Source organism: Streptomyces niveus (genome assembly GCF_001723055.1).
GTDB lineage: Bacteria > Actinomycetota > Actinomycetes > Streptomycetales > Streptomycetaceae > Streptomyces > Streptomyces niveus.
Window position 1 is genome coordinate 1 of the sequence record NZ_MDCR01000344.1, and the last position, 25,194, is coordinate 25,194.

The window sequence follows — 25,194 nt, forward strand, 5'->3', positions numbered from 1 at the left end:
CCCCGACCCCAACTCCCGCCCCACCGGCCCCGAAGTCCGGCCGCACCTCTCAGGACCACGCGAAAGGCCCGTTCATGAATGCCATCCCCGCCGCAGCCGCCGGCACCGCACCGACCACCGCCGGGAACACCGGCGCGCTGCCGGTCATCGCCGTCACCATGGGCGACGGCGCCGGCATCGGCCCGGAAGTGATCGTCCCCGCCCTGCTGGACGCCGGCACCCTGAGCCGTATCCGCCCCGTGGTCGTCGGCGACGCCGAGCGGCTGCGCCGGGCCGCCGCACTGCTGGGCCTCACCGACCAGGTGGAGATCGTCACCGTCGAAGGGCTCGCCGACGCCGAGTTCACCCCCGGCCGGATCAACGTCATCGACCTGGGGCTGCTCCCGGCCGACCTGCCGTGGGGCAAGCTCTCCGCCGTCGCGGGCGACGCCGCGTACCAGTACGTACGGGTCGCGTCCGAACTCGCGCTCTCCGGGGCCGTCCAGGGCATCTGCACCGCCCCCCTCAACAAGGAGGCCCTGCACGCCGGCGGCCACCTCTACCCCGGCCACACCGAACTGCTCGCGCACCTCACCGGTGTCGAGGAGGTGTCCATGATGCTCTCCACCGACACCGTGAAGGTCATCCACGTCACGACGCACATCGGCCTGATCGACGCGGTCGCGCGGATCGAACCCGGCCTGGTGGAGCGCACCGTACGGCGCGGCCACGACGCCCTCGTGCGGGCCGGGGTCGAGCACCCGGTGATCGGAGTCTGCGGAATCAACCCGCACGCCGGGGAGAACGGGCTGTTCGGCTACGGCGAGGAGGAGGAGAAGATCGTCCCCGCACTCGAAGTCCTGCGCGCGGACGGCATCGACGCCCGTGGGCCGCTGCCCGCCGACACCGCGTTCTTCCTCGCCGGACGCGGCGACTACGACCTCATCGTCGCCATGTACCACGACCAGGGCCACGGGCCGGTCAAGATCCTCGGTCTGGAGGCGGGCGTCAACCTCACCGTCGGCCTGCCGGTGATCCGTACCTCCGTGGACCACGGCACCGCCTTCGACATCGCCGGAACCGGCACCGCCGACCCCGGTAGCATGATCGAGGCACTTCGGCAGGCCGCCGCGCTGGCCCCCAGCCCCACCGGCTGACCCGCCCGGCCCGCCGCCGACGCGGGCGCCGTACCGCCGACTCCAGACCACCACAGGACGGGGGCACATCCACCGTGAGTGTCACGGGTTCACGCCGCCGGGATCAGATCGTCCACCTCGCCACCACGACCGGACTGGCCAGTGTGGAGGAGCTTTCCCGCACCTTCGAGGTGACCGCGTCCACCATCCGCCGTGACCTGGCCCGGCTGAACGCGGAGGGGCGGCTGGCCCGTACGTACGGCGGCGCGATGGCCCTGACCGCGCACCCCGAGGCGAATCTGCGCCAGCGCACGGGGGAGGCGTTCGAAGCCAAACGGGCCATCGCGCGCTGGGCGGCCACCCGGATAGTCCCCGGCGAGAGCGTCTTCCTGGACGCCGGTACGACCGTGGGCGCCCTCGCCCACGAACTGCGGGGCCACAAACCGCTCACGGTCACCACCAGCAGCCTGACCGCCCTTCAGGAGCTCGGCGACGTCGACACCCTCGACGTCCAGTGCCTCGGCGGCACCCTGCGCCCGCTCAGCCAGAGCTTCATCGGCCCGCTCGCCGAGGCCGCCCTGGAGCAGATGACGTTCGACCGGGCGTTCCTCGGGACGGACGGCGTGACCGCCGAACACGGTCTCTGCGAGGCCGACCACCGCCAGACCCGGCTCAAGCAGCTCGTCGCCCGCCGCTCCCAGCGGGTGTACGTCCTCGCGCACGCCGCGAAGCTCGGCCGCCGCCCCTTCCACGCCTGGACCCGGCTCGCCCCGCCGTGGACCCTGGTCACCGACACCGACGCGGACCCCGAGACCGTCAAGGCGCTGCGTGGCCAGGGGATCACGGTCACTCTGGTCGGGCCGGGTCAGGCGGACGGGGACGCCGGGTAGGCGGCGCGCCGAGCTCCACCGGGCCGGGTGTGAGCGTCCCGTACGCGCGACGCGGACGGCCCGCGGTCGATTTCTGAAGCTCACGGCGCTCCGCGCTGCCGAACGACTTCGACTCTTCACGAACCTTGACCGGGACATGACTCGCGACCAGTATGGGAGCGCTCCCACTCGTCAAGGCTTGACGCGCCACAGGCGGTCCGCCGCCTCGCACCTCACTTCACCGCACGGCACCCCCACCCGTATTGCCCTCGACGGAGAGTGACTTCAGCCATGAGATCTCGTACGGCCTTACTGGCCGCCGCCGCCCTGACAGCAGCCGCCACCGGAACAGCCACCGCCGTGACCGCGCCCGGCGCCGCCGCCGCCGCGGGCTGCACCGTCGCCTACACGGTGCAGACCCAGTGGGACTCCGGTTTCACCTCCGGCGTCACCGTCACCAACACCGGTGACCCGGTGAGCGGTTGGAATCTGACCTGGACCTTCGCGGGCAACCAGCGCGTCACCCAGGGCTGGAACGCCGACCTCGCCCAGAGCGGCGCCGGTGTCACCGCCAGGAACGTGGCCCACAACGGCACACTCGCCACCGGCGCGTCCGCCTCCTTCGGGTTCAACGCCTCGTACAGCGGCAGCAACGCGATACCGGCCACGTTCAAGCTGAACGGGGTCACCTGCAACGCCGGCCCGGGCGACCCCACAGATCCGACCGATCCGCCCGGCCCCGGCACCCGCGTGGACAACCCCTACGCCGGTGCCAAGGTCTACGTGAACCCCGAGTGGTCCGCCAGGGCCGCCGCCGAACCCGGCGGCACCCGGATCTCCGACCGGCCCACCGGAGTCTGGCTCGACCGGACCGCCGCGATCGAGGGCGTCGGGAGCGCCATGGGCCTGCGCGACCACCTCGACGCGGCGCTGACGCAGAAGGGCGCCGGCGAACTCGTCGTCCAACTCGTCATCTACAACCTGCCGGGCCGCGACTGCTCGGCCCTCGCCTCCAACGGAGAACTCGGCGCGACCGAGATCGACCGCTACAAGACCCAGTACATCGACCCGATCGCCGCCATCCTGGCCGACCAGAAGTACGCCGGTCTGCGCATCGTGACGACCGTCGAGATCGACTCCCTGCCCAACCTCGTCACCAACGTCACCCCGCGCCCGACCGCCACCCCCAACTGCGACACGATGAAGGCGAACGGCAACTACCAGAAGGGCGTCGGCTACGCCCTGAACAAGCTGGGCGACGCGCCCAACGTCTACAACTACGTGGACGCCGGACACCACGGCTGGCTCGGCTGGGACGACAACTTCGGCCCGTCGGCGGAGATCTTCAAGACCGCCGCCACGACCGAGGGCGCGACCCTCGGCGACGTCCACGGCTTCATCGTCAACACCGCCAACTACAGCGCTCTGAAGGAGAACCACTTCACCGTCGACGACAGCGTCAACGGCGTCTCGGTCCGCCAGACCAAGTGGGTCGACTGGAACCGCTACGTCGACGAACTCTCGTACGCCCAGGCCATGCGCGCCAAACTGGTCACGCTCGGCTTCGACACCAATCTCGGCATGCTGATCGACACGTCCCGCAACGGCTGGGGCGGCGCCGCCCGACCCGCCGCTCCGGGGCCGAGGACCAGCGCGGACGCCTACGTCGACGGCGGTCGCTACGACCGGCGCATCCACCTCGGCAACTGGTGCAACCAGTCCGGGGCCGGCCTCGGCGAACGGCCCCAGGCCGCGCCCGCTGCGGGCATCGACGCCTACGTGTGGATGAAGCCGCCGGGGGAGTCCGACGGATCGAGCAAGGCGATTCCGAACGACGAGGGCAAGGGCTTCGACCGTATGTGTGACCCGACGTACGAGGGCAATCCGCGAAACAACAACAACAAGTCGGGCGCGCTGGCCGACGCACCACTGTCCGGGCAGTGGTTCTCCGGCCAGTTCCAGGAACTCATGAGGAACGCGTACCCGGCGCTGTAGTTCGACGCCGGGTCAAGTGCCTCTGCCCGGAGGTGAGCCGGAGAGAACCGTGGCTCACCTCCGGGCGGCTCCCGGCGCCCACGGCTCGCGGTTACGGTACGCGGGCCGTCCATTCCGCCGTACCGAACTTCGTCCCGGCCAGCTCGCGCGCCCGCGCCATCTCCTCGTCCGTGACCTTGCCCTCCGTCAGGCCGTACCGCCCCCGGAACGAGCCGATCATCCGCTCGATGACCGCCTCACGCGCCAGCCCCGTCTGGCGGCGCAGCGGATCCACCCGCTTCTTCGCGCTGCGCGTGCCCTTGTCGGAGAGCTTCTCCTTGCCGATGCGCAGGACTTCGAGCATCTTGTCGGCGTCGATGTCGTACGCCATCGTCACGTGGTGCAGTACGGCGCCGCCGCCCACCACGCGCTTCTGCGCGGCGCCCGCGATCTTGCCCGCCTCGGTGGCGATGTCGTTGAGCGGCTGATACCAGGCCTTGATCCCCATGTCGCCCAGCGCGCCGAGCACCCAGTCGTCGAGATAGGCGTAGCTGTCGGCGAACGTCAGACCCTGCACGAGCGCGTCGGGGACGGACAGCGAGTACGTGATGGTGTTGCCGGGCTCGATGAACATCGCGCCGCCGCCGGAGATCCGCCGTACCACCGTGACACCGTGCCGCTCGGCGGCCACCGGGTCCACCTCGTTGCGCAGCGACTGGAAGCTGCCGATCACCACGGCGGGGGAGGCCCACTCCCAGACCCGCAGCGTCGGCGCGCGGCGGCCCGCCGCGACCTCGGTCGTCAGGACCTCGTCCAGCGCCATGTGGAGCGCGGGCGGCTGCGGCTCCATATGGACGAGCTGCCAGTCGTAGTCCGTCCAGTCGGTGGCGTGCGCCAGCGCGCGTCGTACGGCGATGGCGATGCCCTCGCTGGTCAGCCCGTACATCTGGGTGCCGGGCGGCAGCGCCGTCTGGATACGGGCGGCGAGACCCACCGCGTCGAGGTCGGCGGGAGCGCCTTCGAGCGCCCGGTCGATGATGTGGATCGCCTCGTCCGGCTCCAGGAAGAAGTCCCCGGCGACCCGGACGTCACGCAGCACACCGTCCCGCGCGTCCAGATCCACGACGACGAGCTTGCCGCCAGGCACCTTGTACTCACCGTGCACCGCTGTCCTCCACCTTCTGCCGCCCCGCGCCACCCGTGAACGCGAGTCCGCTCGGTGCAACGCGCGCACCGGAGGGGATCATCCCCGCCCGGCGCCGTGGGCGACCGGCAGGCGCGCGCAGCGGCGGCACGCTCGGGCGGACGAGGCCACCACGCCGTGGGAGAGCGCGGTGACCATGGCCGCGAGAGTGACCAGGGGCCAGTTCGTGGCCAGCGGTGACAGCACGGCGAGCGCGAGTGTGGCGACCACCATCGCCACCCCGGCCGTCGTGCCCGCCCAGGCCACCGCCAGCGGCAACCGCTCCGGCGTCGGCAGCCTGCGGGCCAGCGCGCCGGTGGCGGCGAGCGCCGCCGCCATGAGCAGGGTGGCGACGGCCGCGACGGCCGCCAGTTGGACCGCGACCAACTGCGCCGTCTGCTGGAGCTGCCAGCCCTGGCCCGCCGTCCAGATCAGATGCCAGCAGGCGATCAGGAACGGGACGGTGAGGGTCACGGACAGGGCGGTCCGCCGGGCCTGCGCGATGGTCAACTCCCGCTGGCAGCTGGGCACGAGCTGCTCCGGGGTGCCGAACTCCCGTACCGCCAGGCGCGCGGCCTCGTCGGGCGGCACCCCGTCGCGGGTGTGCGCCTCCACCGTGTCGGTGAGACCGTCCCGTATCTCCTGGATCATCCGGGACTTGGCCCGCACCGGGCCGTGCAACGCGGCGGACAGGGCGGCGACGTGGTCCGCGACAGGGTCCATGGCGTGGTCCGCGGCGTGGTCCGCGGCATGGGCGTTCATGACGCGGGCCTCGGCGCCGGCGCGCCGGCGGCCGGGTTCAGGACCGAGCCGATCGCCGTCGTGAACTCGTGCCACGCCGTCCGCTCGCTCTCCAGACTGCCGCGCCCGGCGTCGGTCAGCCGGTAGCAGCGCCGCCGCCGCTCGCCGACGGACTCCCAGCTGCTGCCGAGCAGTCCCAGCCGCTCAAGCCTGTTCAGGGCCGGATAGATCGTGCCCGTACGGAGCTGGAGTGCGCCGTCGCTCCGCTGCTGGACCGCCGCGATGATCGCGTAGCCGTGCAGCGGGCCGGGTTCGAGCACGGCCAGCAACAGTCCGTCCAGGTGCCCACGCACCGCGTCTGTCTTCATGGGTAGGCAGCCTACCCATGGAAAGTGTTGGCGTGGTACCTATTGGCAGCCAACTTATTCATGCACCTCCCTGAAGGGGCCCGCGGTGACCAAGCTGCTGCTCTCCATCCATGTCCTCGCCTCGATCCTGGTGGTCGGCCCGATCGCTGTGGCGGCGTCGATGTTCCCCCGCTACGCGCGCCAGACGGCCGGGGAGGACGGGCACTCCGTGGGCGCCACGGTGCTGCTGCACCGGATCTGCAGCGGCTACGCCATCGTCGGGGTCGCCGTCCCGGTCTTCGGGATCGCCACCGGCGCGCAGCTCGGCGTACTCACCGACGCCTGGCTGCTCACGTCGATCGTGCTGACGACGCTCGCCGCCGCGATACTGGCGCTGGCCATCCTGCCCGGCCAGGAGCGCATGATCGAGTCGGCGGAGGCAGCGGCGGCGGACGGGACCGGGACCGGCGACGGTGCCGACACGAAGCGCGCCGCCGCCCGGCTGGCCGGACTGACCGGCGTCTTCAACCTGCTGTGGGCGGTCGTCGTGGTCCTGATGATCGTGCGCCCCGGCTCCACGACCGGCGCGTGATCCGGCCGGACGGCACGTCAACGGACGTCGGCGAGCTCCAGGAGTTCATGCAGATCGTGCGAGGCGTCCAGCGCGCACAGGGTGCTCATCGCGACCAGCAGGCCCGCGATCAGGAGGAGGTGGACCGGGCTGCGCGGGGCGGGCCGGAGCAGGGCGGCGACCCGCCGGGGAACGGCGCCCGGGGCCGGGCGCCGGCCCAGGGCTCCCAGCGCGGTGTCGGGCAGCCGCCCCGCGGAGGTGCGCTTGGTGGCGACGGCGGCTCTGGCCACGGTTTCGGCGACGGCGCGCCGGTCGCCGGTGCCGCGGGCGGCGTCCTCGTCGGCCCAGCGTTCGACGCTGAAGGCGACCGCTGCCGCCAGCGGCCGTAGGAACGGGTTGGCCGCTGCCGACATCTGCGCGAACGCCACGAACGCGTAGTGGTGGTGGTCCAGGTGCGCCTTCTCGTGGGCCAGGATGATGTCCCGCCCCACCGGGTCGAGGGCGTCGAGCATGCCGTGGGAGATGACGATGCGACCGGGCAGACCGGGCGCGGTGTACGCGTCGGCGCGCCGGTCCTCGGTGACGACGACGGCGCCGCGCCCCGGCAGACAGGCGGCGTCCAGCGCGGCGGACCACAGCGCACGGGCCCGGCGGACGGTGAAGCGAAGGGTGGCCGAGGCGGCGAGTACGAGCAGGACCGCTCCGGCCGCGGCCGCCTGCCAGGCCGCCGGGTCCTCGCGGGCGATCACCTCCGGCGAGTAGCCGTCCAGCCCTGCGAGCATCGGGAGGCGTACCAGCCCCGCCAGCGCGAGCAGCCCCAGCGCGACGGTGCCGGCCAGGGCGAGTACGAGTCCGGACACGGTCAACAGCCAGGTCGCCAGCCTCGGTTCCAGCCGCCGGGCGAGTGGTCCCGCGCTCAGCCCGGCCAGCGCGGGAAGCAGCAACGGCGGGTAGACGGCCAGGTGCATCGACGCGCCCCGCTACTCGTCGCTGCCCAGCAGGCGGCGCAGCAGGTCCTCGTCCGCGTCGGACAGTTCGTCGACGAAGCGCGTCAGGACCGAGGCGCGGTCGTTGCCGCCCTCCATCACCTGATGCATGTGCCTGGCGGTCAGCCCCGACTCGTCGGTGGCGGGCGTGTACGCGTAGCCGCGGCCCTGCGGCGTGCGGTGCAGGACGCCGCGGCTGTGCAGGCGGGAGAGCGTGGTGGAGACGGTGGTGTGCGCGAGCGGTGTGGCGAGGTGTTCGGCCACGTCGCCGGGCGTCAGGGCGCTCTCCGCGGAGTGCAGCAGGGCAAGGATCTCGGCCTCCAGCGCCCCGTTGGCCCGGCGCCCGCCGACCGGTTCGCGGGCCGGTCCGCGAACCGGCCGGCCGGCCGCTCCCGGTGCCTCTTCCTGAGCGTCCAACGCCCGTCTCCCGCCGCCGTGGTCTACAGTCACCAGTAGCTTCTATTCGCGAATAGAAGCTACCGTGTCCGTGACGGGCCTGCCGCCACCCTGCCTCCAGGATGCCCGATGTTCTCTTCACCCGGCCACAGCCGTCGTCGCCGTCCGTGTGTCCCCGTGTCCCCGTGTCCCCGAAGGAAAGGCGGTACCCATGAGCGCCATCGGCGTCGGACAGGCGGTGGTCCTCGGCGTGGTGGAGGGGGTGACGGAGTTCCTGCCCGTCTCCTCCACCGGCCATCTGAAGATCACCGAGGGATTGATGAACATCCCCGTGGACGACCCGTCCGTCGTCGCGTTCACCGCGGTGATCCAGGTCGGCGCCATCGCCGCCGTCCTCCTCTACTTCGCCAAGGACATCGGCCGGATCGCGCGCGCCTGGGGACGTGGGCCGCGCCACCGCGACGAGCGCCATCACCACGACTACCGCTTCGCCTGGTGGGTCGTCTACGCGACGATTCCCGTGGTGGTCGTCGGGCTGGCCGCCAAGCCCCTGATCGACGGCCCGCTCGGCTCGCTCTGGGTGGTGGCCGGTTCGCTGGTCGTCGGCAGCGGCCTCATGTGGGCCGCCGACCGGCTGGGCCGGCACCGGCGCGGTGAGAGAGACACCACTCTCAAGGACGCCATGTTCGTGGGCTCCTCGCAGATCCTGGCCCTTCTCTTCCCCGGCTTCTCGCGGTCCGGCGCCACCATGTCCACCGGGCTCATCCTCGGCCTGGACCGTGTCGCGGCCACCCGGCTCTCCTTCTTCCTCGGCATCCCCGCGCTGACCGGCGCCGGTGTGTACGAGCTGAAGGACGCCGTCGGAGCCGGAACCGCCGTCGCTCCGCTGGTCGTGGGCACCGCGGTGTCGTTCGCCGTCGCGTACGCCTCCATCGCCTGGCTGCTGAAGTACATCGCCCGGCACAGCTTCGACGTATTCGTCTTCTACCGAATCGCCGTCGGCGCTCTCCTGTTCGCCCTCCTCGCGACCGGAACCCTCCATGCCTGATCCCGTCCCGGCACCAGGAGCGTGACCATGACCCTGGCCCTCGGCCCGCAGTGGCTCGACCCCGGCCACCTGATCTCCACCTTCGGCCTGATCGGCGTTCTCCTTGTCGTCTTCGCCGAGTCCGGCCTCCTGATCGGCTTCTTCCTGCCCGGGGACTCCCTGCTGTTCACCACCGGACTCCTGGTGGCCGGGCACACGTACCTCGCCCATCCCCTGTGGCTGATCTGCCTGCTCATCGTTCTCGCCGCCGTCCTGGGCGACCAGACCGGCTACCTCATCGGCCGCAAAGCGGGCCCCGCCCTCTTCCGGCGCCCCGACTCGCGCCTGTTCAAACAGGAGAACGTGGAGAAGGCCAACGCGTTCTTCGAGAGATACGGTCCCCGCTCGATCGTCCTGGCCCGCTTCGTACCGATCGTGCGCACCTTCACACCGGTCATCGCCGGAGTCGGCGCCATGCGCTACCGCACCTTCGTCGTCTTCAACGTCATCGGCGGGACCCTCTGGGGAGTCGGCGTCACGGTGCTGGGCTACTTCCTCGGCCAGATCGACTTCGTGAAGACGAACATCGAACTCATCCTGATCGCCATCGTCGTCGTGTCGCTGCTCCCGATCGGCGTCGAGTACGCCCGCGCCCGACGCGGGACCCGTCGGGCGTAGGGGGCCGGACCCGGCCCTGGCGGTACGATCCCCGGGTGACGGAGCAGACCGATCGGACGGAGCGGCGGCCGGCGAACGACGGGCCCAAGGCCGCTGCCCGCAACCGGGCCGCTCTGGTCAGCGCCGCCCGGGAGGTCTTCGCGGAGCACGGGCTGGAGGCGCCGCTTTCCGCCATCGCGCGAAAGGCCGGGGTCGGGCAGGGCGTTCTCTACCGGCACTTCCCCGACCGGACCGCCGCGGTGGCGGCGGTACTTGAGGAGAACGTGCGACAGATCGAGCAGGCGGCCGAGGCCGAGGACGCGACCTTCGCCGGGCTCCTTGGCGTGCTGACCTGGCATCTCTCGCGGTCGGCGGCGTTCATCGGTCTTTTACACACCGAACGGGCCGGCAGTCGCTCCGACATCCGCACCCACGCGCTGGACCTGTCCGAGCGGGTCCAGCGCGCTCTGCGGGCGCACCTGCCGGGCGGCCATCGGCTGAGCGCCGCCAGCGATCTGGAGCTGGCGGTCGCCATGGTCGCCGCCAGCGTCATCGGCGCCACCCGCCAGGAGCGGGAGGACCGGGCGCTGGCCGCCTGGCGGCTGCTGGCCGTCGAGGTGGGCGCGGTGCGGTCCTACGACGGTTGAGCCGACGCCCCCGCCCGCGTACAACTGCCGTGCGATCAGCCGCCGTTGGACTGCCGGAGTCCCTCCGCCAGGGCGTCGAAGGCGTACAGGTACCCGCCGCCGGGACCGCTCACCGTCATGTACGCCTTGGTCCCGCCCGGAGTGATGGCCACGTTCGTCGCCGACTCCAAACCCTTGGCCCGTGCGGGGAGTTCGACCGTCGCCAGCCGCTCACCGTGCCGGTCGTACACGGCCATGGCCGCCCGCCCGTGCAGCCCCTGGTACAGGTTGCCGTCGGCGTCCACGGTGATCGAGTCGGTCTGGGCGATCCCCGCGTCGACCCGGATGGCGGTGTGCCGGGAGGTCACCCCGCCCTGCTCGTCGAGGCGCAGATAGGAGATCCGGTTCTCCGTCAGCTCGCTGAACCACAGCCCCTGGTAGTCCACGTCGAACGAGACCCCGTTCGGCGCGGCCAGCTCCCCGGCCAGGGTGGTGGCCCGCGTACCGTCGCGGCTGATCCGCACCACCCGTCCCAGCGACTCGCCCTCGGACAGGCCGCGTGAGTCGCTGACGTACAGATTGCCGTCCTGGTCGAAGGCGATGTCGTCGGGGTTCATCGGCGCTCCGTCGACCTCGCCGGAGAAGAAGGTCCGCCTGTCGCCGCCGCCCGGGGCCAGGCTCACGATCTCGCCGTGCGCGAAGTCGCTCAGATAGAGCCGCCCGTCGTACGGGCTGAACTGGGCCGAGGTGTACGCCCCCCGCCCGTCGGTGTGCACCGCCCGGGACGTCCTGCTCCCGACATCGACGCGGATGACCTTCGGCTTGCCCTCGGGCGCCGTGACGTCCACGACGTACAGCCCGCCGTCCTCGCCGAACACGGGCCCCTCCAGCAGGGTCATCCGGGTCTCCTCGTGCACCTCGGTCACCTGCATGACCTTCTGCGCGCGGATGGTCCTGCCCGCGCCGGCCGCCGCCTCCTCCTCGGGAACGCCGCTCTGCGTACCGCATCCGGTCAGCACCAGCGTGCCGACCGTGGCGAGCACGGCGAAAGTTCGGCCTGAACGTGTCTGCATGAGGGTCACTCTTCCTGTCCGCTGCGGGAGTTCTGTCGGTCGAGGGACGCGGAACGGCCAAGGGCGGAACGCGTCCCTGGCCGAATGTCGCCGCATCATCGAAAGCCAACCGGACACTGTTGTCCGGTAGTTGTTACCGTAGCGGACGACCGCCCTCCAGGGCGGTCCCACCGTCCAGGATTGAGGCCCCCACATGACGACCCCTCAAGCACCCGCCCCCCACGAGTTGGCCGCCCTGAGGCAGCGCTACCGCCTCGAACGTGAGCGACGCGTCCGCCCCGACGGAGCCGCCCAGTACCGGGACGCCGACGCCGAGTTCGGCTACTACGCCGCCGACCCGTACACCGAGGGGCCGGCCGAGCGCGATCCCCTCCGCGACACCGTCGACGTCGCCGTGATCGGCGGCGGATTCGGCGGCATCCTCGCCGGGGCGCGGCTGCGGCAGCGGGGCGTGGGACGCGTGCGGATCGTGGAGAAGGGCGGTGACTTCGGGGGCACCTGGTACTGGAACCGGTACCCGGGCGTCCACTGCGACATCGAGTCGCACGTGTATCTGCCGATGCTGGACGAGACCGGGTACGTGCCGGAGTGGAAGTACGCCCCCGGGGACGAGATCCGCCGTCACGCGGTGCGGATCGCGCGCCGGTACGACCTCTACGCCGACGCCCTGTTCTCCACCGGCGTCACCCGACTGACCTGGGACGAGACGTCCGAGACCTGGATCGTGGCCACGGACCGCGGCGACGCGTTCCGCGCCACGTACGTCATCAACGCCACCGGCACACTCACCGACCCGAAGCTCCCCGGGATACCCGGCATCGAGGACTTCGAAGGGCACACGTTCCACACCTCGCGGTGGGACTACGCCTACACCGGCGGCACCCCCGAGGGCGGCATGAGCGGCCTCGCCGACAAGCGCGTGGGCATCGTCGGCACCGGGGCCACCGGCATCCAGGTCATCCCGATGCTGGCCGAGGACGCCGCCCACCTGTACGTCTTCCAGCGCACCCCCTCCACCGTGGACGTACGGGCCAACCGCCGCACCACCCCCGAGGAGGTCGGGGCCGACCGCGAGGGCTGGGCGCGCGAGCGGCGCGAGAACTATCTCCGGATCGTCTCCGGCGAGGACGCCGAGCGAGATCTCGTCGCGGACGCCTGGACGGCGTCGGCGGGACTGCTGGAGAAGCTGCTCCCGAGCTTCCGGCGCCGGGGCGACCGGGAGACCTTCGAAGCGGCGTACGAGATGGCCGACGCCACCAAGATGAACGAGCTGCGCGCCCGGGTCGAGCAGGTGCTCGACGACCCGGAGACGGCGGAGAAGCTCAAGCCCTGGTACCGGTACGCCTGCAAGCGCCCGACCTTCTCCGACCTGTACTACCCGGCGTTCAACCGCCCCGACGTCACCCTGGTCGACACGGCGGACACCCACGGCATCGAGCGCGTCACCGAGCACGGCGTCGTGGTCGGCGGCACCACGTACGAACTCGACTGCCTGATCTTCGCCACCGGGTTCAACGTCGGAACCTCCGGCATCCACTCCGGCAAGCTCCCCGTCCACGGCCGGGGCGGCGTCCAACTGCTCGACACCTGGGCGCGGCAGGGCCCGCGCACACTCCACGGCTTCACCGGCAACGGCTTCCCCAACCTGATCCAGCTGGGCCCGCTCCAGAACGCGAGCAGCGTCAACTTCACCCACATCCTCGACGAGCAGGCCCATCACGCCGCAGCCCTCGTCGAGGCCGCGGAGGCCAAGGGCGCCCTCCTCGAACCGTCCCGCGAGGCCGTGGACGCCTGGATGGCCGTCCTCGCCGACGGGGCTCCGGACCACGAGTGGTTCCACGCCGAGTGCACTCCCGGCTACTACAACCGTGAAGGACGGGGCCGGCCCAACGGCCCGACCGCCTATCCCCACGGAGCCGTCGCCTTCCACCGGCTCCTGGAGCGGTGGCGCGGGGAGTCCATGGGCGACGTCCTTCAGGCCAGGACCGTCCCCCGTCCCTGACGCGCTCTTCGTCGAACACTCATCAACCACACCTGGAGGGCCATCCCATGACCGCACCACTGCCCGAGCCCGGCACTGACTCCCGCGCTCCCCGGAGCGTGATCGTCACCGGGGCCGCGTCCGGTATCGGCCGGGCCGCCGCGCTGGCCTTCGCCGCCCAGGGCGACCGTGTGCTGATCGCCGACCTGGACGTGGACGGCGCCGAGGAGACCGCGCGGAAGATCACGGACACCGGGGGCGTCGCACTGGCGGCCGTGGGGGACCTGGGGGAGCAGCGGGTGGTGGACGAGGTGGTGGCCCGCGCGGTGGCGGAGTTCGGCGGGATCGACGTCCTGGTCAACAACGCGGGGATCATGGACCGTATGTCGGCGGCGCACGAGACCGGCGACGACGAGTGGGAACGGGTGCTGCGGGTCGACCTCACAGCCCCCTTCCTGCTCACCCGCGCCGTACTGCCGCACATGCTGACGGCCGGCAGCGGATGCCTCGTCTTCACCGGCTCGGAGGCGGGCCTGCGCGGCGGAGCCGCCGGAGCCGCGTACACCGCCGCCAAGCACGGGATCACCGGGCTGGTGAAGAACCTGGCCGTGATGTACCGGAAGCAGGGCATCCGGACCAACATGATCGCGCCCGGCCCCACCGCGACCGGAATCGGAGTCGCCAGCCGCCCCGACGCGCACGGCCCGACCGTCGTCAAGAGCCTCATCGGCGCGAACATCGGCCGCCTCGGCTCCGCCGGGGAACAGGCCGCCGCCATCGTCTGGCTCGCCTCCACCGAGGCCGCCTTCGTCAACGGCGCCGTCCTCCCCGTGGACGACGGCTGGTCCGCCGTCTGACCCGCTGTCAGGCAGCTGCGGTGCCAGAATCCATATCTGGGTCGGCAGGGGCGGGCACGATGCCTCTCTCAGCCTTGTGTGACGAGGTACGTGGGGCCCTGGCCCCGCCTGGCTCGTTCGATGACGTCGAGGCGGGCGAAGTCGCGCGGCGCCATCAACTCCCGCCAGTCGACGAGGTCGTGGACGGCCCACATGTCGTGTTCGGCGGGATCGACGCGGATGCGCCGGAGCTGGTCCGCGGTCAGCCGGCCGCCGTCGAAGATGAGACCCACTTTGTTCAGTGGCATGCGGGGCCCGGTGTGCATGAAGTGCGTCAGGAGCAGCTTCGGAGTGTCCAGGTCGAGTTGGAGGCCGGTCTCCTCGATCGTTTCCCTGTGGGCTGTCTGGAGGGGGTCCTCCCCCGCGTCGAGGTTTCCGCCAGGGAACTGCCAGAGCCGCGACCCGTAGACCGAGCGCAGCTGCACCGGCCGGTCGTGTTCGTCGCGGACGTACAGGCAGCCGTACACCGTGTGGTGGGGAACGGTGCGCGCGTACTGCGAGGGCGTCATCGGCATGGGGCGGCCCGGCCGGGCGGGGCGGTGGTCGAATTCGAAGGCGAGAGCGCCGAGAGCTTCCTTGTCCTGCGGGTAGATCCGCCGGAGGCTGGAGAGCAGTTCCCCGCGCCGGCCGTCCGGGTCGATGCGCGCGGGATCCTCCGAGCCGAGCAGATCCTCGAAGGAGGCGTAGCGGGTGATCCGCCGCACGATGATGTCGAGTTCCCGGTCGCTGTCCCGGTCGTGGAAGACGACCGTGTCGCCAGCCACGATTGCGCGCTTCTGCGGGGTGGCCACCCTTACCTCGATCGTCTTGCGGCCTGACTCCACTTGGCGGTAGCAGCCAGGTAGCAGGCGCATGTGATGCTCACGCCGATCACCTTCTGTCGCCGGGGCGGGGATGGGTGTGAATGCTGGCTGGGTGCGGTCGGGCATGAGCGCCTCCGAGCGATGCTTCTGATGGATCGGTGGTCATCGATGGGTGGCCGGTCATGAGGCGATCTCGCCGCTCATGCGTCGCTGCAAGTCCCACAAGGACCGGAAGAGCCCCGGCTCCTGCGTGAGTTGGGCGTAGGTGCCCTCCTGGACGATCCGGCCCTCGTTCAGGACGACGATCCGGTCGGCGACGGCCACGTTGGTGAGGCGGTGTGTGATCAGCAGGACCGCGCGGTCCTTGGCCAGTTCGCGCAGGCCCGAGAAGATCCGGTGCTCCGCCCGTGCGTCGAGGGCCGCCGTGGGTTCGTCCATCACCAGCAGTGAAGCCTGCCGGTGGAAAGCGCGGGTGAGTACCAGTCGCTGCCACTGACCGCCCGAGAGCTGCTGACCGCCGAACCACTCACTGGTCAGGAGGGTGTTCAGGCCGGAGCGGAGGCTGGGCAGCATCTCCGCGGCGCCGGACGCCTCGCATGCGGCGAGCAGCGCCGCGTCGCTGGTGTCGCCCTGCCCGAACGTGATGTTGTCGCGCATCGTGAGCGGCAGGTAGGTGAACTTCTGCGGGACCAGCGCGACGTGCCTCCACGCCTCCCAGGGATCCATCTCCGCCGTAGAGGCGTGGTCCCAGGCCACCTCGCCGTCGGTGGGCAGCAGCAGGCCGCACAGCAGGCGGGACAGGGTGGATTTCCCGGAGCCGTTCTCCCCTACCAGCGCCACGATCTCGCCGCGCCGCACGTGGAGGGACACACCGCTGAGGCTGTCCTCCGGCGCACCGTCGTACCGGTAGGTGACGTCGCGGACCTCGAAGCGCTCCGGGGCCGCGGGAAGGGCCGCGATGCCACGGGTGTCGGCCATGGCCTGACCGTGCGCGTTGTCGAGGAAGTTCTGCCAGTCCTGCACGTACCAGCCGGTGCGCACCAGGCGGGCGCCGCCGTTGATGATGCCGCGCACGGAGCCGGTGGCTGTCTGGAGAGCGAAGACGGCGCCGCCTCCGGCCGCCAGGCTCATGCGCCCCGACGCGAGGAGCCACAGCAGCGCCGCCCACACCGCGATCGAGGCGACCCCGCCGGCGACGGCACCGGCTATGCCCATCCAGGCACCGGTGTTCGCGGCCTTGCGCTCAGCCGCGTTGACCGAGGCGGCCAGCGTTCGGTACCGGCCGATCAGGAACGGGCCCGCCAGACAGGCGCGCATCTCCTCGCTGGACTCCGTGTACGCCATGTGCCAGCGCAGTTTGCCCAGCATCCGCCGCCGTCCGGAGGTCTCCAGGCCCGCCAGGTAGATCACGCGCGCGGACCGGACGTAGGCGGCCGCCTGCGGGAGGCACGCCAGGAAGAGCAGAGGCAGGAGGAGCGGGTGGAGAACGGTCAGGACGGTGGCGCCGGCCGCCAGCGTGGCGGTCGCCGCGAGCACGTCCTGCGCCTCTTCCACCAGGTCGGGCGTGACTTGGGCGCCGCGGTCGGCGATGTCGTACGCGTCGTTGTAGCCGGGCTTGTTGTTGGCGGCGAGTTCCGCGCCGAGCGCCGCCTCGACCATCGTCAGCTCCGCCGCGCGGGCGAGTACGGGGCGCAGACGCCCGGTCAGCCAGACCACGACGATGCCCAGCAGCGCACGCAGTCCGGTCGCCGCGGCGATGACGGTCAGCTGCGGAGCGGCGTCCCACAGCCGCTCGGTGATGGCGCCCGAGGAGATCAGCGCGGTGATCGTGCCCGTGACGGCCAGGAGGCCGAGGGCGGCGAGTACGCCGGTCCCGACCTGGCACATCAGCAGCCCGACCGTCGCGCCGCGGTCCACCCGCCACGCCATCTTCAAGGAACGCAGTACGAGCGCGGGCAGCCGTCGCGCCATCGTGCGGGTCGTCAGCAGCGACCCGGCCCGGAGCCGGGACTCGTCTCGGTAGAGGTACTCCTCCTCTCGAACACTGGCTTCTTCCGATCCGTCCTTGTCCGATTCGTTGTTCGGTGGCTGAGGTGGCTGTTCCTGTGTGATGGCCGAGGTCATCGTTCCCCCTGGGACGGTCGCTGCGGCAGAGTCGTGAGTACCAACGAGCCGGCGGCAATTTCGAACACACGTCATTCGGTCGTGCTCGGGAACCCGCAATCGCGGGGGCGGGGGAGCGCTGCGAGCCGTGAGCCCTGGTCGGGCAGGGGGCGGCTGGAGGCTCGGAATGGCCAAAACGCACTTCGGCGACGATGCCCGGCAGAGCGGGGGCGGCCTCGTTGTCTTACTGTCGCGCCATGTCCCAGAGCGAGATAGACGCGGTGACCGCGGAGTTCTTCGGTGCGTTCGACAACCGGGGTGGCAAGGCCGCTGACGTGGCCCGGATCCGCCGGCTGGTTCTTCCGGAGGGTGTGATCGTCAAGACCGGCCCTGAGTTCACGGTCTACACCGTGGACGAGTTCATCGAGCCGCGCGAGCGGCTGCTGACGGACGGTCGACTTGTCGAGTTCTCCGAGTGGGAGACGTCCGCGCGGACGGAGATCGCGGGCGGCATCGCGTCGCGGTTCGGTGCCTACCGCAAGTCCGGGATCCTGGACGGCGAGCCGTTCGAGGGCGGCGGGACCAAGACCATCCAGTTCGTCCGCACCCCGGAGGGCTGGCGGATCGCGGCGTTCGCCTGGTACGACCAGCCCTGAACGGGCCGCTGGAGGGGGCGCTTGGCGGGGAGCGGGAGGCGGTGGCCCCTGGCGTAGACTCCCCGGGTTCTTCCCAGGATCCGTCGGAAACAGCGAGGTGAGAGACCGTATGTTCACCACCCGGCCCACCCTCCAGGGCACCTTCGGCATGGTGTCGTCCACCCACTGGCTCGCCTCGCAGTCGGCGATGGCCGTCCTGGAGGACGGTGGGAACGCCTACGACGCCGCCGTCGCCGCCGGGTTCGTTCTGCATGTCGTGGAGCCGCATCTCAACGGGCCGGCCGGGGATCTGCCGGTGATCCTCGCCCCCGCCGGCGGGGACGTGCGGGTCCTGTGCGGGCAGGGGCCCGCGCCCGGCGGGGCCACCATCGAGCACTACCGTTCCCTCGGGCTCGAACTCGTCCCCGGCACCGGGCCGCTGGCCGCCGCCGTGCCCGGCGCCTTCGACGCCTGGATGCTGCTGCTGCGCGACCACGGCACCAAGTCCCTCGCCCAGGTGCTGCGTTACGCCATCGGCTACGCCGAGGACGGCCACGCGCCCGTCGAGCGGGTCGGCCAGACCGTGGAGAGCGTACGCGCGCTGTTCGAGACCGAGTGGACCTCGTCCGCCGACGTCTACCTCCCCGGCGGCCGGGCGCCCGCGCCCGGTGAGCTGTTCCGCAACCCCGCGCTGGCCGCCACCTGGCGCCGCCTCACCGCCGAGGCCGAGGCCACCGGCGGCGACGACCGCGTCGCGCAGATCGAGGCCGCGCGTGACATCTGGCGCACGGGGTTCATCGCCGAGGCGCTGATACGCCAGTCCGACCGCCCCACCCTCGACACCAGCGGCTCCCGCCACACCGGCACCCTGACGGCCGCCGACCTGGCCGGCTGGTCCGCGACGTACGAGACGCCCGCGACGTACGAGTGGAACGGCTGGACCCTCTGCAAGGCCGCCGGCTGGAGCCAGGGCCCCGTCCTGCTCCAGCAGCTCGCCCTGCTGCCGCCCGTGCCGGAGCTTCCGGCGTACGGCTCCGAGGAGTACGTCCACCTCCTTACGGAGGGCTGCAAGCTCGCCATGGCCGACCGGGAGGCCTGGTACGGCGACGCCGCCGACGTACCGCTCGCCGCGCTTCTCTCGGAGCCGTACAACACCGCGCGCCGCGCGCTGGTCGGGGAGAAGGCCTCCTACGAACTGCGGCCCGGCAGCCCCGACGGACGCGCGCCCGTCCTCGGCGGGCACGCGACCGCCGTCGCCGCCGGTGAGCAGGGCTTCGACGCGCTCGCCGTCCCGGCGCCGGGGGCGGGCGAGCCGACCGTCGCCCGCGACGGGGCGACCCGCGGCGACACCTGTCACCTCGACGTCGTGGACCGGTGGGGCAACATGGTCGCCGCCACGCCGAGCGGCGGCTGGCTCCAGTCCAACCCCGTCGTGCCCGAACTCGGCTTCCCGCTCGGCACCCGTCTCCAGATGGCCTGGCTGGAGCCCGGACTGCCCAACTCCCTCACGCCGGGCCGCAGGCCCCGTACCACCCTCACCCCGTCCATCGCCCTGCGCGACGGCGTGCCCGTCCTGGCCTTCGGCACCCCCGGCGGCGACCAGCAGGACCAGTGGCAGCTCCACTTCTTCCTCGCCGTCGCGCTCCGGGCGCAGGTACGCGGCGGGCTCGACCTCCAGGGCGCGATCGACGCGCCCAACTGGCACAACGACAGCTTCCCCAGCTCCTTCTACCCGCGCGGGATGCGGCCGGGCAGCGTCACCGTGGAGCCGTCCATGGACGCGGCCGTAGTAGAAGGGCTGCGCCGCAGGGGCCACGACGTCACCGTAGGCGAGCCGTGGTCGGAGGGGCGGCTGTGCGCGGTCGCCCGGGACCCGCGCACGGGCGTGCTGTCGGCGGCGGCCAATCCGCGCGGCATGCAGGGGTACGCGGTGGGCCGCTGAGCCGTGCCGGACGCCGGCCCGCCACCGAGCCGTCATCTCCGCTCCCACCTGCGTTGTCACACCTCTGTGGTTCTCTTGAGGCATGATCGATGACTTTTTGAACGGTGACCTTTCCGTGGTCGAGGCGGCGCTGCGTGACGCGGCCGCCGCCGAGATCATGCCGCGCTACCGGCAGCTCGCCGCCCACGAGATCGTCGAGAAGTCCGGCCCGCACGACCTGGTGACCAGCGCCGACCGGGGTGCCGAGGAGCACCTGACCGCCTCGCTCACAAAGCTGCTGCCCGGCTCGGTCGTGGTGGGCGAGGAGGCGGTCCACGCCGACCCGGCCGTGATCGGGGCGCTGCGCGGCGACGCGCCCGTGTGGATAGTCGACCCGGTCGACGGCACCCGCCAGTTCGTCCGGGGCGAGCCCGGATTCTGCACACTCGTCGCCCTCGCCCAGGGCGGTGAACTGCTGGCCTCCTGGACGTACGCGCCCGCGACGGACGAGATGGCCACCGCCGTACGAGGACGCGGCGCCTTCCTGGACGGCGTCCCGCTGCACTGCGGGACACCGGCGCCCGGCGCGGTGCTCGAAGTCGCCATGTCGCACCCGGACTTCACGACGCCCGAGGAGAAGCGCGCGCTGCTGGGAGTCCAGAACGCCGACGACCTGGCCGCCCGGCCGTGCGGCTCGGCGGGCCTGGAGTACCTGGACATCGCACGCGGCGCGCTCGACGCCGTCGCCTTCAGCTGGGAGCTGCCCTGGGACCACGCGGCCGGCCTGCTGCTGGTCGAGGAGGCGGGCGGCGCACAGCTGACCCTCACCGGCGTCCCCTTCCACATCGCGGGCGGCAACGCCCTCCCCTTCACGGCGGCCCGCGACGAGCGGACCGCGCACCGGGTCCGCGACCGCCTCCTGTCGGGCACACCGGCATCGGCGTAGGCCGGGGCGGCCCCGGAGGCCTGACGGCCCCGGGCGCCTGACGGACCTGGGGCGTGGCCGCGAAGTGGCGTCGTCCGCCCGCGTATCCGTCGCCCCGCCGACACAGTGTCAGAGGCCAGGAATATCCTGGTTCCTCTGGCCATCGGCTGACGAAGGAGTCCGAAGGTGCCGTCGATGCTCGATGCCGTCGTCGTGGGGGCGGGGCCCAACGGGCTGACCGCCGCGGTCGAGCTGGCCCGGCGGGGGTTCTCCGTCGCCGTGTTCGAGGCCCGGGACACCGTGGGCGGGGGCGCGCGGACCGAGGAGCTGACCCTGCCCGGCTTCCGGCACGACCCCTGTTCCGCCGTGCACCCGCTGGGCGTGGGATCGCCCGCGTTCAACGACATGCCCCTCGCGCGGTTCGGGCTGGAGTGGCTGCATCCCGAGCTGCCGATGGCCCACCCCTGGGACGACGGCACGGCCGCCGTCCTGTCCCGGTCCGTCGCCGAGACCGCCGCCTCCTTCGGACCGCGCGACGCGGGGGCGTACCGCCGGCTCGTCGCCCCCTTCCTCGGTAAGTGGGACAACTTCGCGCGGGACTTCATGACGCTGCCCCCCAGGGGCCTGCCGCACGACACCCTCACCCTCGCCCGTTTCGGGCTCGCCGGGCTCCCCTCGGCGAACCTGCTGATGAGGCGCTTCCACGACGAGAAGGCCAAGGGGCTGTTCGCCGGGCTCGTCGCCCATGTCATCGCCCCCCTGAGCGGGATCGCGACCGGCGGGGTGGGGCTGATGTTCGCGCTCGCCGCGCACGAGAACGGCTGGCCGCTCCCGCGCGGCGGCTCGCAGTCCATCTCGGACGCCCTCGCCGCCTATCTGCGCGATCTCGGCGGCACGGTGCACACCGGATTCGAGGTCAAGCGGCTCGACGACCTCCCGCCCGCCCGCGCGTACGTCTTCGACACCTCGCCGACCGCGCTCGCGCGCATCGCGGGCCTCGGCCGGGCGTACGACGCGTACCGGTACGGCCCCAGCGTCTTCAAGATCGACTACGCGCTGGACGGCCCCGTGCCCTGGACTGCGGAGGCCGCGCGGCGGGCCGGCACCGTCCAAGTGGGGCCCACCAGAGGGGAGATCAGCACGGCGCTGGACCTGGCGTACGGCGGCAGCGCGCCCGCCACGCCGTTCCTGATCACCGCCCAGCCGAGTCTGGTCGACCCGTCGCGCGCGCCCGACGGCAAGCATGTCTTCTGGGCGTACGGCCATGTCCCGCACGCCTGGGACGGTGATCTGACCGACGCGATCGAGCGGCAGATCGAGCGCTTCGCACCCGGTTTCCGGGACCGCGTCCTGGCCCGTGCGACGGCGGGCCCGCCGGAGCTGGCGGCCCGGAACGCCAACTACGTGGGCGGCGACATCGCCTCCGGCTCCGTGGCCGGGCTGCGGCTGCTGGTGCGGCCGAGGCTCTCCCTGTCCCCGTACAGCACCAAGCACCCGGCGGTCTTCATCTGCTCGTCGGCGACCCCGCCGGGGCCGGGCGTGCACGGCATGTCCGGGCAGAACGCGGCGAAGGCGGTCTGGCGCAAGCTGCGCGCGTCCGGCTGACGGTCATCAAGGTCGGGCCGCCGCCCGGTGGGCGGGGGCCGCCGATCTTTGAGACGCTGGTTGGCGTCCGGTGTACGCGGTCGGGCCCACCCCTCGGGCGTGTCCGCGAAGTCCCGTCCGGCTCACGACGCCTGGCGCGCACGCTTGCCGTGTTGTCGGAGTCGACCGAGTACGGCCGGGCCATCCACAACGTCGATCCTTCGTCTTGCGTCGCACGCACCAAGCGCGACATCAGCCGCTCCGCGGCGGGCGTGAGCCCCGCCCTTCGGGCGGACGACGCTACTTCGCGGACACGCCCTCGGCGAGGCCGATCCGACGCTGTGCCTGATCACCGCCGCAGAAGGGATGGATCGCCATGAGCACGTTCACCACCGCAGATGGCACCGAGATCTTCTACAAGGACTGGGGCACGGGCCGCCCCGTCGTGTTCAGCCACGGCTGGCCGCTGAACGCCGACGCCTGGGACGGCCAGCTCCGTCTCGTCGCGGAGAACGGCTTCCGCGGCATCGCGCACGACCGCAGGGGCCACGGCCGCTCCGGCCAGCCCTGGCAGGGCAACGACATGGACACCTACGCCGACGACCTCGCCCAGCTCCTCGACGAGCTGGACATCCGCGACGCCGTCCTCGTCGGCCACTCCACGGGCGGCGGCGAGGTCGCCCGCTACATCGGCCGGCACGGTACGTCCCGGCTCGCCAAGGCGGTGCTGCTGGGCGCGGTGCCCCCGCTGATGCTGCGCACCGACGCCAACCCCGACGGCCTGCCGATCAAGGCGTTCGACGACATCCGCGCGGGCCTGCTCGCCGACCGCTCGCAGTTCTACCAGGACCTCACCGACCCGTTCTACGGCTTCAACCGCCCCGGCGCCGCCGTGTCGAAGGGCATGCGCGACGCGTTCTGGCTGTGGAGCATGCAGGTCGGTCTCAAGGGCGCGTACGACTGCGTGAAGCAGTTCTCCGAGACGGACTTCACGCAGGACCTGGGGCGCTTCGACATCCCCACCCTCGTCCTGCACGGCGACGCCGACCAGATCGTGCCCATCGTGGCCGCGGGCCCCAAGTCCGCCGAGCTGATCAAGGACGCGACGCTGAAGGTCTATCCGGGCCGGCCGCACGGGCTGTACGGCGACTACGAGCAGGAGTTCAACGCCGATCTGCTCGCCTTCATCAGCAGCTGAGGAGAAGGGGCCGGGAGCGGCGCAGGCAGCGTGAGGTTGATGTCGGATTCTCGCCAGCCCCGCCACGCCAGGTGACGGATGCTTGACCCATGCACACCGACACCGAGCGCTGCCTCCGCGCCGTCCGGTCCAAGGACGCGCGATTCGACGGATGGTTCTTCACGGCTGTCCTGACCACCGGCATCTACTGCCGTCCCAGCTGCCCGGTCGTGCCCCCCAAGGCCGAGAACATGGTCTTCCACCCGAGCGCCGCCGCCTGCCAGCAGGCCGGTTTCCGCGCCTGCAAGCGCTGCCGGCCCGACACCAGCCCCGGCTCGCCCGAGTGGAACGCCCGCGCCGACTCCGTCGCCCGCGCCATGCGGCTCATCCAGGACGGGATCGTCGACCGCGAGGGCGTCACGGGACTCGCCGGCCGGCTCGGCTACTCGGAGCGGCAGATCGAACGCCAGCTCCTCGCCGAACTCGGCGCGGGCCCCCTCGCACTCGCGCGCGCCCAGCGGGCCCAGACCGCCCGGCTGCTCATCGAGACGACCGGAGTACCGATGGCGGAGGTCGCCTTCGCGGCGGGCTTCTCCTCCATCCGTACCTTCAACGACACCGTCCGCGAGGTGTTCGCACTCGCCCCGACCGAGCTGCGGGCCCGCGCCGCCCGCCGTCCGGACACCGCCCGGGGGCCGCGCACGCCCGGCGTGATCTGCCTGCGGCTGCCCTTCCGTACCCCGCTCAACCCCGACAACCTCTTCGGCCACCTGGCGGCGACGGCGGTCCCCGGTGTCGAGGAGTGGCGGGACGGCGCGTACCGGCGCACGCTCCGTCTTCCGTACGGACACGGCATCGTCGCCCTCACACCGAAGCCCGACCACATCGCCTGCCGCCTCGCGCTGACCGACCCGCGCGACCTCACCGTCGCGATCAGCCGATGCCGCCGCATGCTCGACCTGGACGCCGATCCGGTCGCCGTGGACGACCAGTTGCGCACCGACCCGCTGCTCGCCCCGCTGGTCGGCAAGGCGCCGGGCCGCCGGGTGCCCGGCACCGTCGACGCCGCCGAGTTCGCCGTACGCGCGGTGCTCGGCCAGCAGGTCTCGACCGCCGCCGCCCGTACGCACGCCGCCCGTCTCGTCACCGCGTACGGCACACCCGTGGACGACCCCGAGGGCGGCCTCACCCATCTCTTCCCCACGCCCGGCGCGCTGGCCGCCCTGGACCCCGAAGCCCTCGCGCTGCCGCGCAGCCGCCGCACCACGCTCACGACCCTGGTCGCCGCGCTGGCCGACGGCACGCTGCCGCTCGGCACGGACAGCGACTGGGACGAGGCCAGGGCCCGGCTGCGCGAGCTGCCCGGATTCGGCCCGTGGACCGTCGAGGCGATCGCGATGCGCGCGCTCGGCGACCCGGACGCGTTCCTGCCCACCGACCTCGGGGTCCGCCGCGCCGCGCAGGGGCTCGGCCTGCCGTCGACTCCCGCCGCGCTCACCGCCCGTGCCGCCGCCTGGCGGCCGTGGCGCGCGTACGCCGTGCAGTACCTCTGGGCCACCGACGACCACGCCATCAACATCCTTCCCGAGTAAAGGAGTTCACCG

At 71.9% G+C, this 25,194-nt stretch carries 23 protein-coding genes; 15 read left to right on the forward strand and 8 right to left on the reverse strand.

Annotation, left to right across the window (positions count from 1 at the left end; all coding sequences use genetic code 11):
* Positions 1 to 74 precede the first annotated feature (74 nt).
* The 3 genes from pdxA (at position 75) to BHU15_RS31655 (ending at position 3,979) form a co-directional block, all read left to right on the forward strand.
* Positions 75 to 1,136: a 4-hydroxythreonine-4-phosphate dehydrogenase PdxA gene (gene pdxA, locus BHU15_RS31645; RefSeq protein ID WP_079128504.1), complete on the forward strand. Its 1,062-nt coding sequence runs from the start codon at positions 75 to 77 to the stop codon at positions 1,134 to 1,136.
* Positions 1,137 to 1,210: 74 nt separating this feature from the next.
* Positions 1,211 to 2,005, forward strand: coding sequence for a DeoR/GlpR family DNA-binding transcription regulator (locus BHU15_RS31650; RefSeq protein ID WP_023537670.1), 795 nt, complete (start codon positions 1,211 to 1,213; stop codon positions 2,003 to 2,005).
* 270 nt (positions 2,006 to 2,275) lie between these two features.
* Complete coding sequence (locus BHU15_RS31655) at positions 2,276 to 3,979, forward strand: glycoside hydrolase family 6 protein (RefSeq protein WP_069630271.1); 1,704 nt, start codon at positions 2,276 to 2,278, stop codon at positions 3,977 to 3,979.
* Positions 3,980 to 4,070: 91 nt separating this feature from the next.
* Here BHU15_RS31655 and lplAB read toward each other — a convergent pair whose 3' ends face one another.
* The 3 genes from lplAB to BHU15_RS31670 form a co-directional block, all read right to left on the reverse strand.
* The gene (lplAB, locus tag BHU15_RS31660; protein WP_069630272.1) at positions 4,071 to 5,123 is read right to left on the reverse strand and encodes a lipoate-protein ligase LplAB; all 1,053 of its coding nucleotides are present in this window, start codon (positions 5,121 to 5,123) and stop codon (positions 4,071 to 4,073) included.
* A 78-nt stretch (positions 5,124 to 5,201) separates the two neighbouring features.
* Positions 5,202 to 5,903, reverse strand: coding sequence for a permease prefix domain 1-containing protein (locus tag BHU15_RS31665; protein WP_069630273.1), 702 nt, complete (start codon positions 5,901 to 5,903; stop codon positions 5,202 to 5,204).
* Positions 5,900 to 6,250, reverse strand: coding sequence for a PadR family transcriptional regulator (locus BHU15_RS31670; RefSeq protein WP_069630274.1), 351 nt, complete (start codon positions 6,248 to 6,250; stop codon positions 5,900 to 5,902). Before BHU15_RS31670 ends, BHU15_RS31665 begins: the two co-directional genes overlap by 4 nt.
* A gap of 85 nt (positions 6,251 to 6,335) precedes the next feature.
* Between BHU15_RS31670 and BHU15_RS31675 the strand changes: the two genes are divergently transcribed.
* Positions 6,336 to 6,821: a DUF2269 family protein gene (locus BHU15_RS31675; protein ID WP_069630275.1), complete on the forward strand. Its 486-nt coding sequence runs from the start codon at positions 6,336 to 6,338 to the stop codon at positions 6,819 to 6,821.
* A 17-nt stretch (positions 6,822 to 6,838) separates the two neighbouring features.
* Here BHU15_RS31675 and BHU15_RS31680 read toward each other — a convergent pair whose 3' ends face one another.
* Together BHU15_RS31680 and BHU15_RS31685 are read right to left on the reverse strand one after the other, a co-directional pair.
* Positions 6,839 to 7,768 (reverse strand): M56 family metallopeptidase, encoded by a 930-nt coding sequence (locus BHU15_RS31680; RefSeq protein ID WP_069630276.1) that lies wholly within the window; start codon positions 7,766 to 7,768, stop codon positions 6,839 to 6,841.
* 12 nt (positions 7,769 to 7,780) lie between these two features.
* Complete coding sequence (locus tag BHU15_RS31685) at positions 7,781 to 8,203, reverse strand: BlaI/MecI/CopY family transcriptional regulator (RefSeq protein ID WP_079128505.1); 423 nt, start codon at positions 8,201 to 8,203, stop codon at positions 7,781 to 7,783.
* Between the two features lie 190 nt (positions 8,204 to 8,393).
* Here BHU15_RS31685 and BHU15_RS31690 point away from each other — a divergent pair, with 190 nt between their 5' ends.
* The 3 genes from BHU15_RS31690 to BHU15_RS31700 are packed head-to-tail and all read left to right on the forward strand — an operon-like array spanning position 8,394 to position 10,513.
* A complete protein-coding gene (locus BHU15_RS31690) occupies positions 8,394 to 9,230 on the forward strand; it encodes an undecaprenyl-diphosphate phosphatase (RefSeq protein WP_069630277.1) in 837 nt (278 codons plus the stop codon).
* Between the two features lie 27 nt (positions 9,231 to 9,257).
* Entirely contained in the window at positions 9,258 to 9,887 is a 630-nt protein-coding gene (locus tag BHU15_RS31695; protein ID WP_079128506.1) for a DedA family protein, read from the forward strand.
* Between the two features lie 35 nt (positions 9,888 to 9,922).
* Positions 9,923 to 10,513 carry a TetR/AcrR family transcriptional regulator gene (locus BHU15_RS31700; RefSeq protein WP_069630278.1) on the forward strand — a complete coding sequence of 197 codons (591 nt, stop codon included), beginning with the start codon at positions 9,923 to 9,925 and terminating at the stop codon, positions 10,511 to 10,513.
* 35 nt (positions 10,514 to 10,548) lie between these two features.
* On the opposite strand, the gene BHU15_RS31705 is transcribed toward BHU15_RS31700, so the two are convergent.
* Positions 10,549 to 11,565, reverse strand: coding sequence for an SMP-30/gluconolactonase/LRE family protein (locus tag BHU15_RS31705; protein WP_069630279.1), 1,017 nt, complete (start codon positions 11,563 to 11,565; stop codon positions 10,549 to 10,551).
* A gap of 193 nt (positions 11,566 to 11,758) precedes the next feature.
* On the opposite strand from BHU15_RS31705, the gene BHU15_RS31710 reads away from it, so the two are divergent.
* Both BHU15_RS31710 and BHU15_RS31715 read left to right on the forward strand, forming a co-directional pair.
* On the forward strand, positions 11,759 to 13,567 hold the full coding sequence (locus BHU15_RS31710) for a flavin-containing monooxygenase (RefSeq protein ID WP_069630280.1): 1,809 nt from the start codon (positions 11,759 to 11,761) through the stop codon (positions 13,565 to 13,567).
* A gap of 47 nt (positions 13,568 to 13,614) precedes the next feature.
* Positions 13,615 to 14,403 carry an SDR family NAD(P)-dependent oxidoreductase gene (locus BHU15_RS31715; protein ID WP_069630281.1) on the forward strand — a complete coding sequence of 263 codons (789 nt, stop codon included), beginning with the start codon at positions 13,615 to 13,617 and terminating at the stop codon, positions 14,401 to 14,403.
* A gap of 68 nt (positions 14,404 to 14,471) precedes the next feature.
* Here the strand turns inward: BHU15_RS31715 and BHU15_RS31720 are convergent, their stop codons facing one another.
* On the reverse strand, positions 14,472 to 15,296 hold the full coding sequence (locus BHU15_RS31720) for an NUDIX domain-containing protein (RefSeq protein WP_069630282.1): 825 nt from the start codon (positions 15,294 to 15,296) through the stop codon (positions 14,472 to 14,474).
* 129 nt (positions 15,297 to 15,425) lie between these two features.
* Complete coding sequence (locus tag BHU15_RS31725) at positions 15,426 to 17,369, reverse strand: ATP-binding cassette domain-containing protein (RefSeq protein WP_069630283.1); 1,944 nt, start codon at positions 17,367 to 17,369, stop codon at positions 15,426 to 15,428.
* 236 nt (positions 17,370 to 17,605) lie between these two features.
* Between BHU15_RS31725 and BHU15_RS31730 the strand changes: the two genes are divergently transcribed.
* The 6 genes from BHU15_RS31730 to BHU15_RS31755 all read left to right on the forward strand — a co-directional run bounded on the left by BHU15_RS31730 (position 17,606) and on the right by BHU15_RS31755 (position 25,182).
* Positions 17,606 to 18,004 carry a nuclear transport factor 2 family protein gene (locus BHU15_RS31730; protein ID WP_069630284.1) on the forward strand — a complete coding sequence of 133 codons (399 nt, stop codon included), beginning with the start codon at positions 17,606 to 17,608 and terminating at the stop codon, positions 18,002 to 18,004.
* 109 nt (positions 18,005 to 18,113) lie between these two features.
* Positions 18,114 to 19,925, forward strand: a complete 1,812-nt coding sequence (locus tag BHU15_RS31735) for a gamma-glutamyltransferase family protein (protein ID WP_069630285.1) — start codon at positions 18,114 to 18,116, stop codon at positions 19,923 to 19,925.
* An 82-nt stretch (positions 19,926 to 20,007) separates the two neighbouring features.
* Positions 20,008 to 20,850: an inositol monophosphatase family protein gene (locus BHU15_RS31740; protein WP_069630286.1), complete on the forward strand. Its 843-nt coding sequence runs from the start codon at positions 20,008 to 20,010 to the stop codon at positions 20,848 to 20,850.
* A gap of 165 nt (positions 20,851 to 21,015) precedes the next feature.
* Complete coding sequence (locus BHU15_RS31745; protein ID WP_069630287.1) at positions 21,016 to 22,434, forward strand: phytoene desaturase family protein; 1,419 nt, start codon at positions 21,016 to 21,018, stop codon at positions 22,432 to 22,434.
* A gap of 355 nt (positions 22,435 to 22,789) precedes the next feature.
* Positions 22,790 to 23,611 (forward strand): alpha/beta fold hydrolase, encoded by an 822-nt coding sequence (locus BHU15_RS31750; RefSeq protein ID WP_069630288.1) that lies wholly within the window; start codon positions 22,790 to 22,792, stop codon positions 23,609 to 23,611.
* A gap of 89 nt (positions 23,612 to 23,700) precedes the next feature.
* Positions 23,701 to 25,182 carry an AlkA N-terminal domain-containing protein gene (locus BHU15_RS31755; RefSeq protein WP_069630289.1) on the forward strand — a complete coding sequence of 494 codons (1,482 nt, stop codon included), beginning with the start codon at positions 23,701 to 23,703 and terminating at the stop codon, positions 25,180 to 25,182.
* Positions 25,183 to 25,194 lie beyond the last annotated feature (12 nt).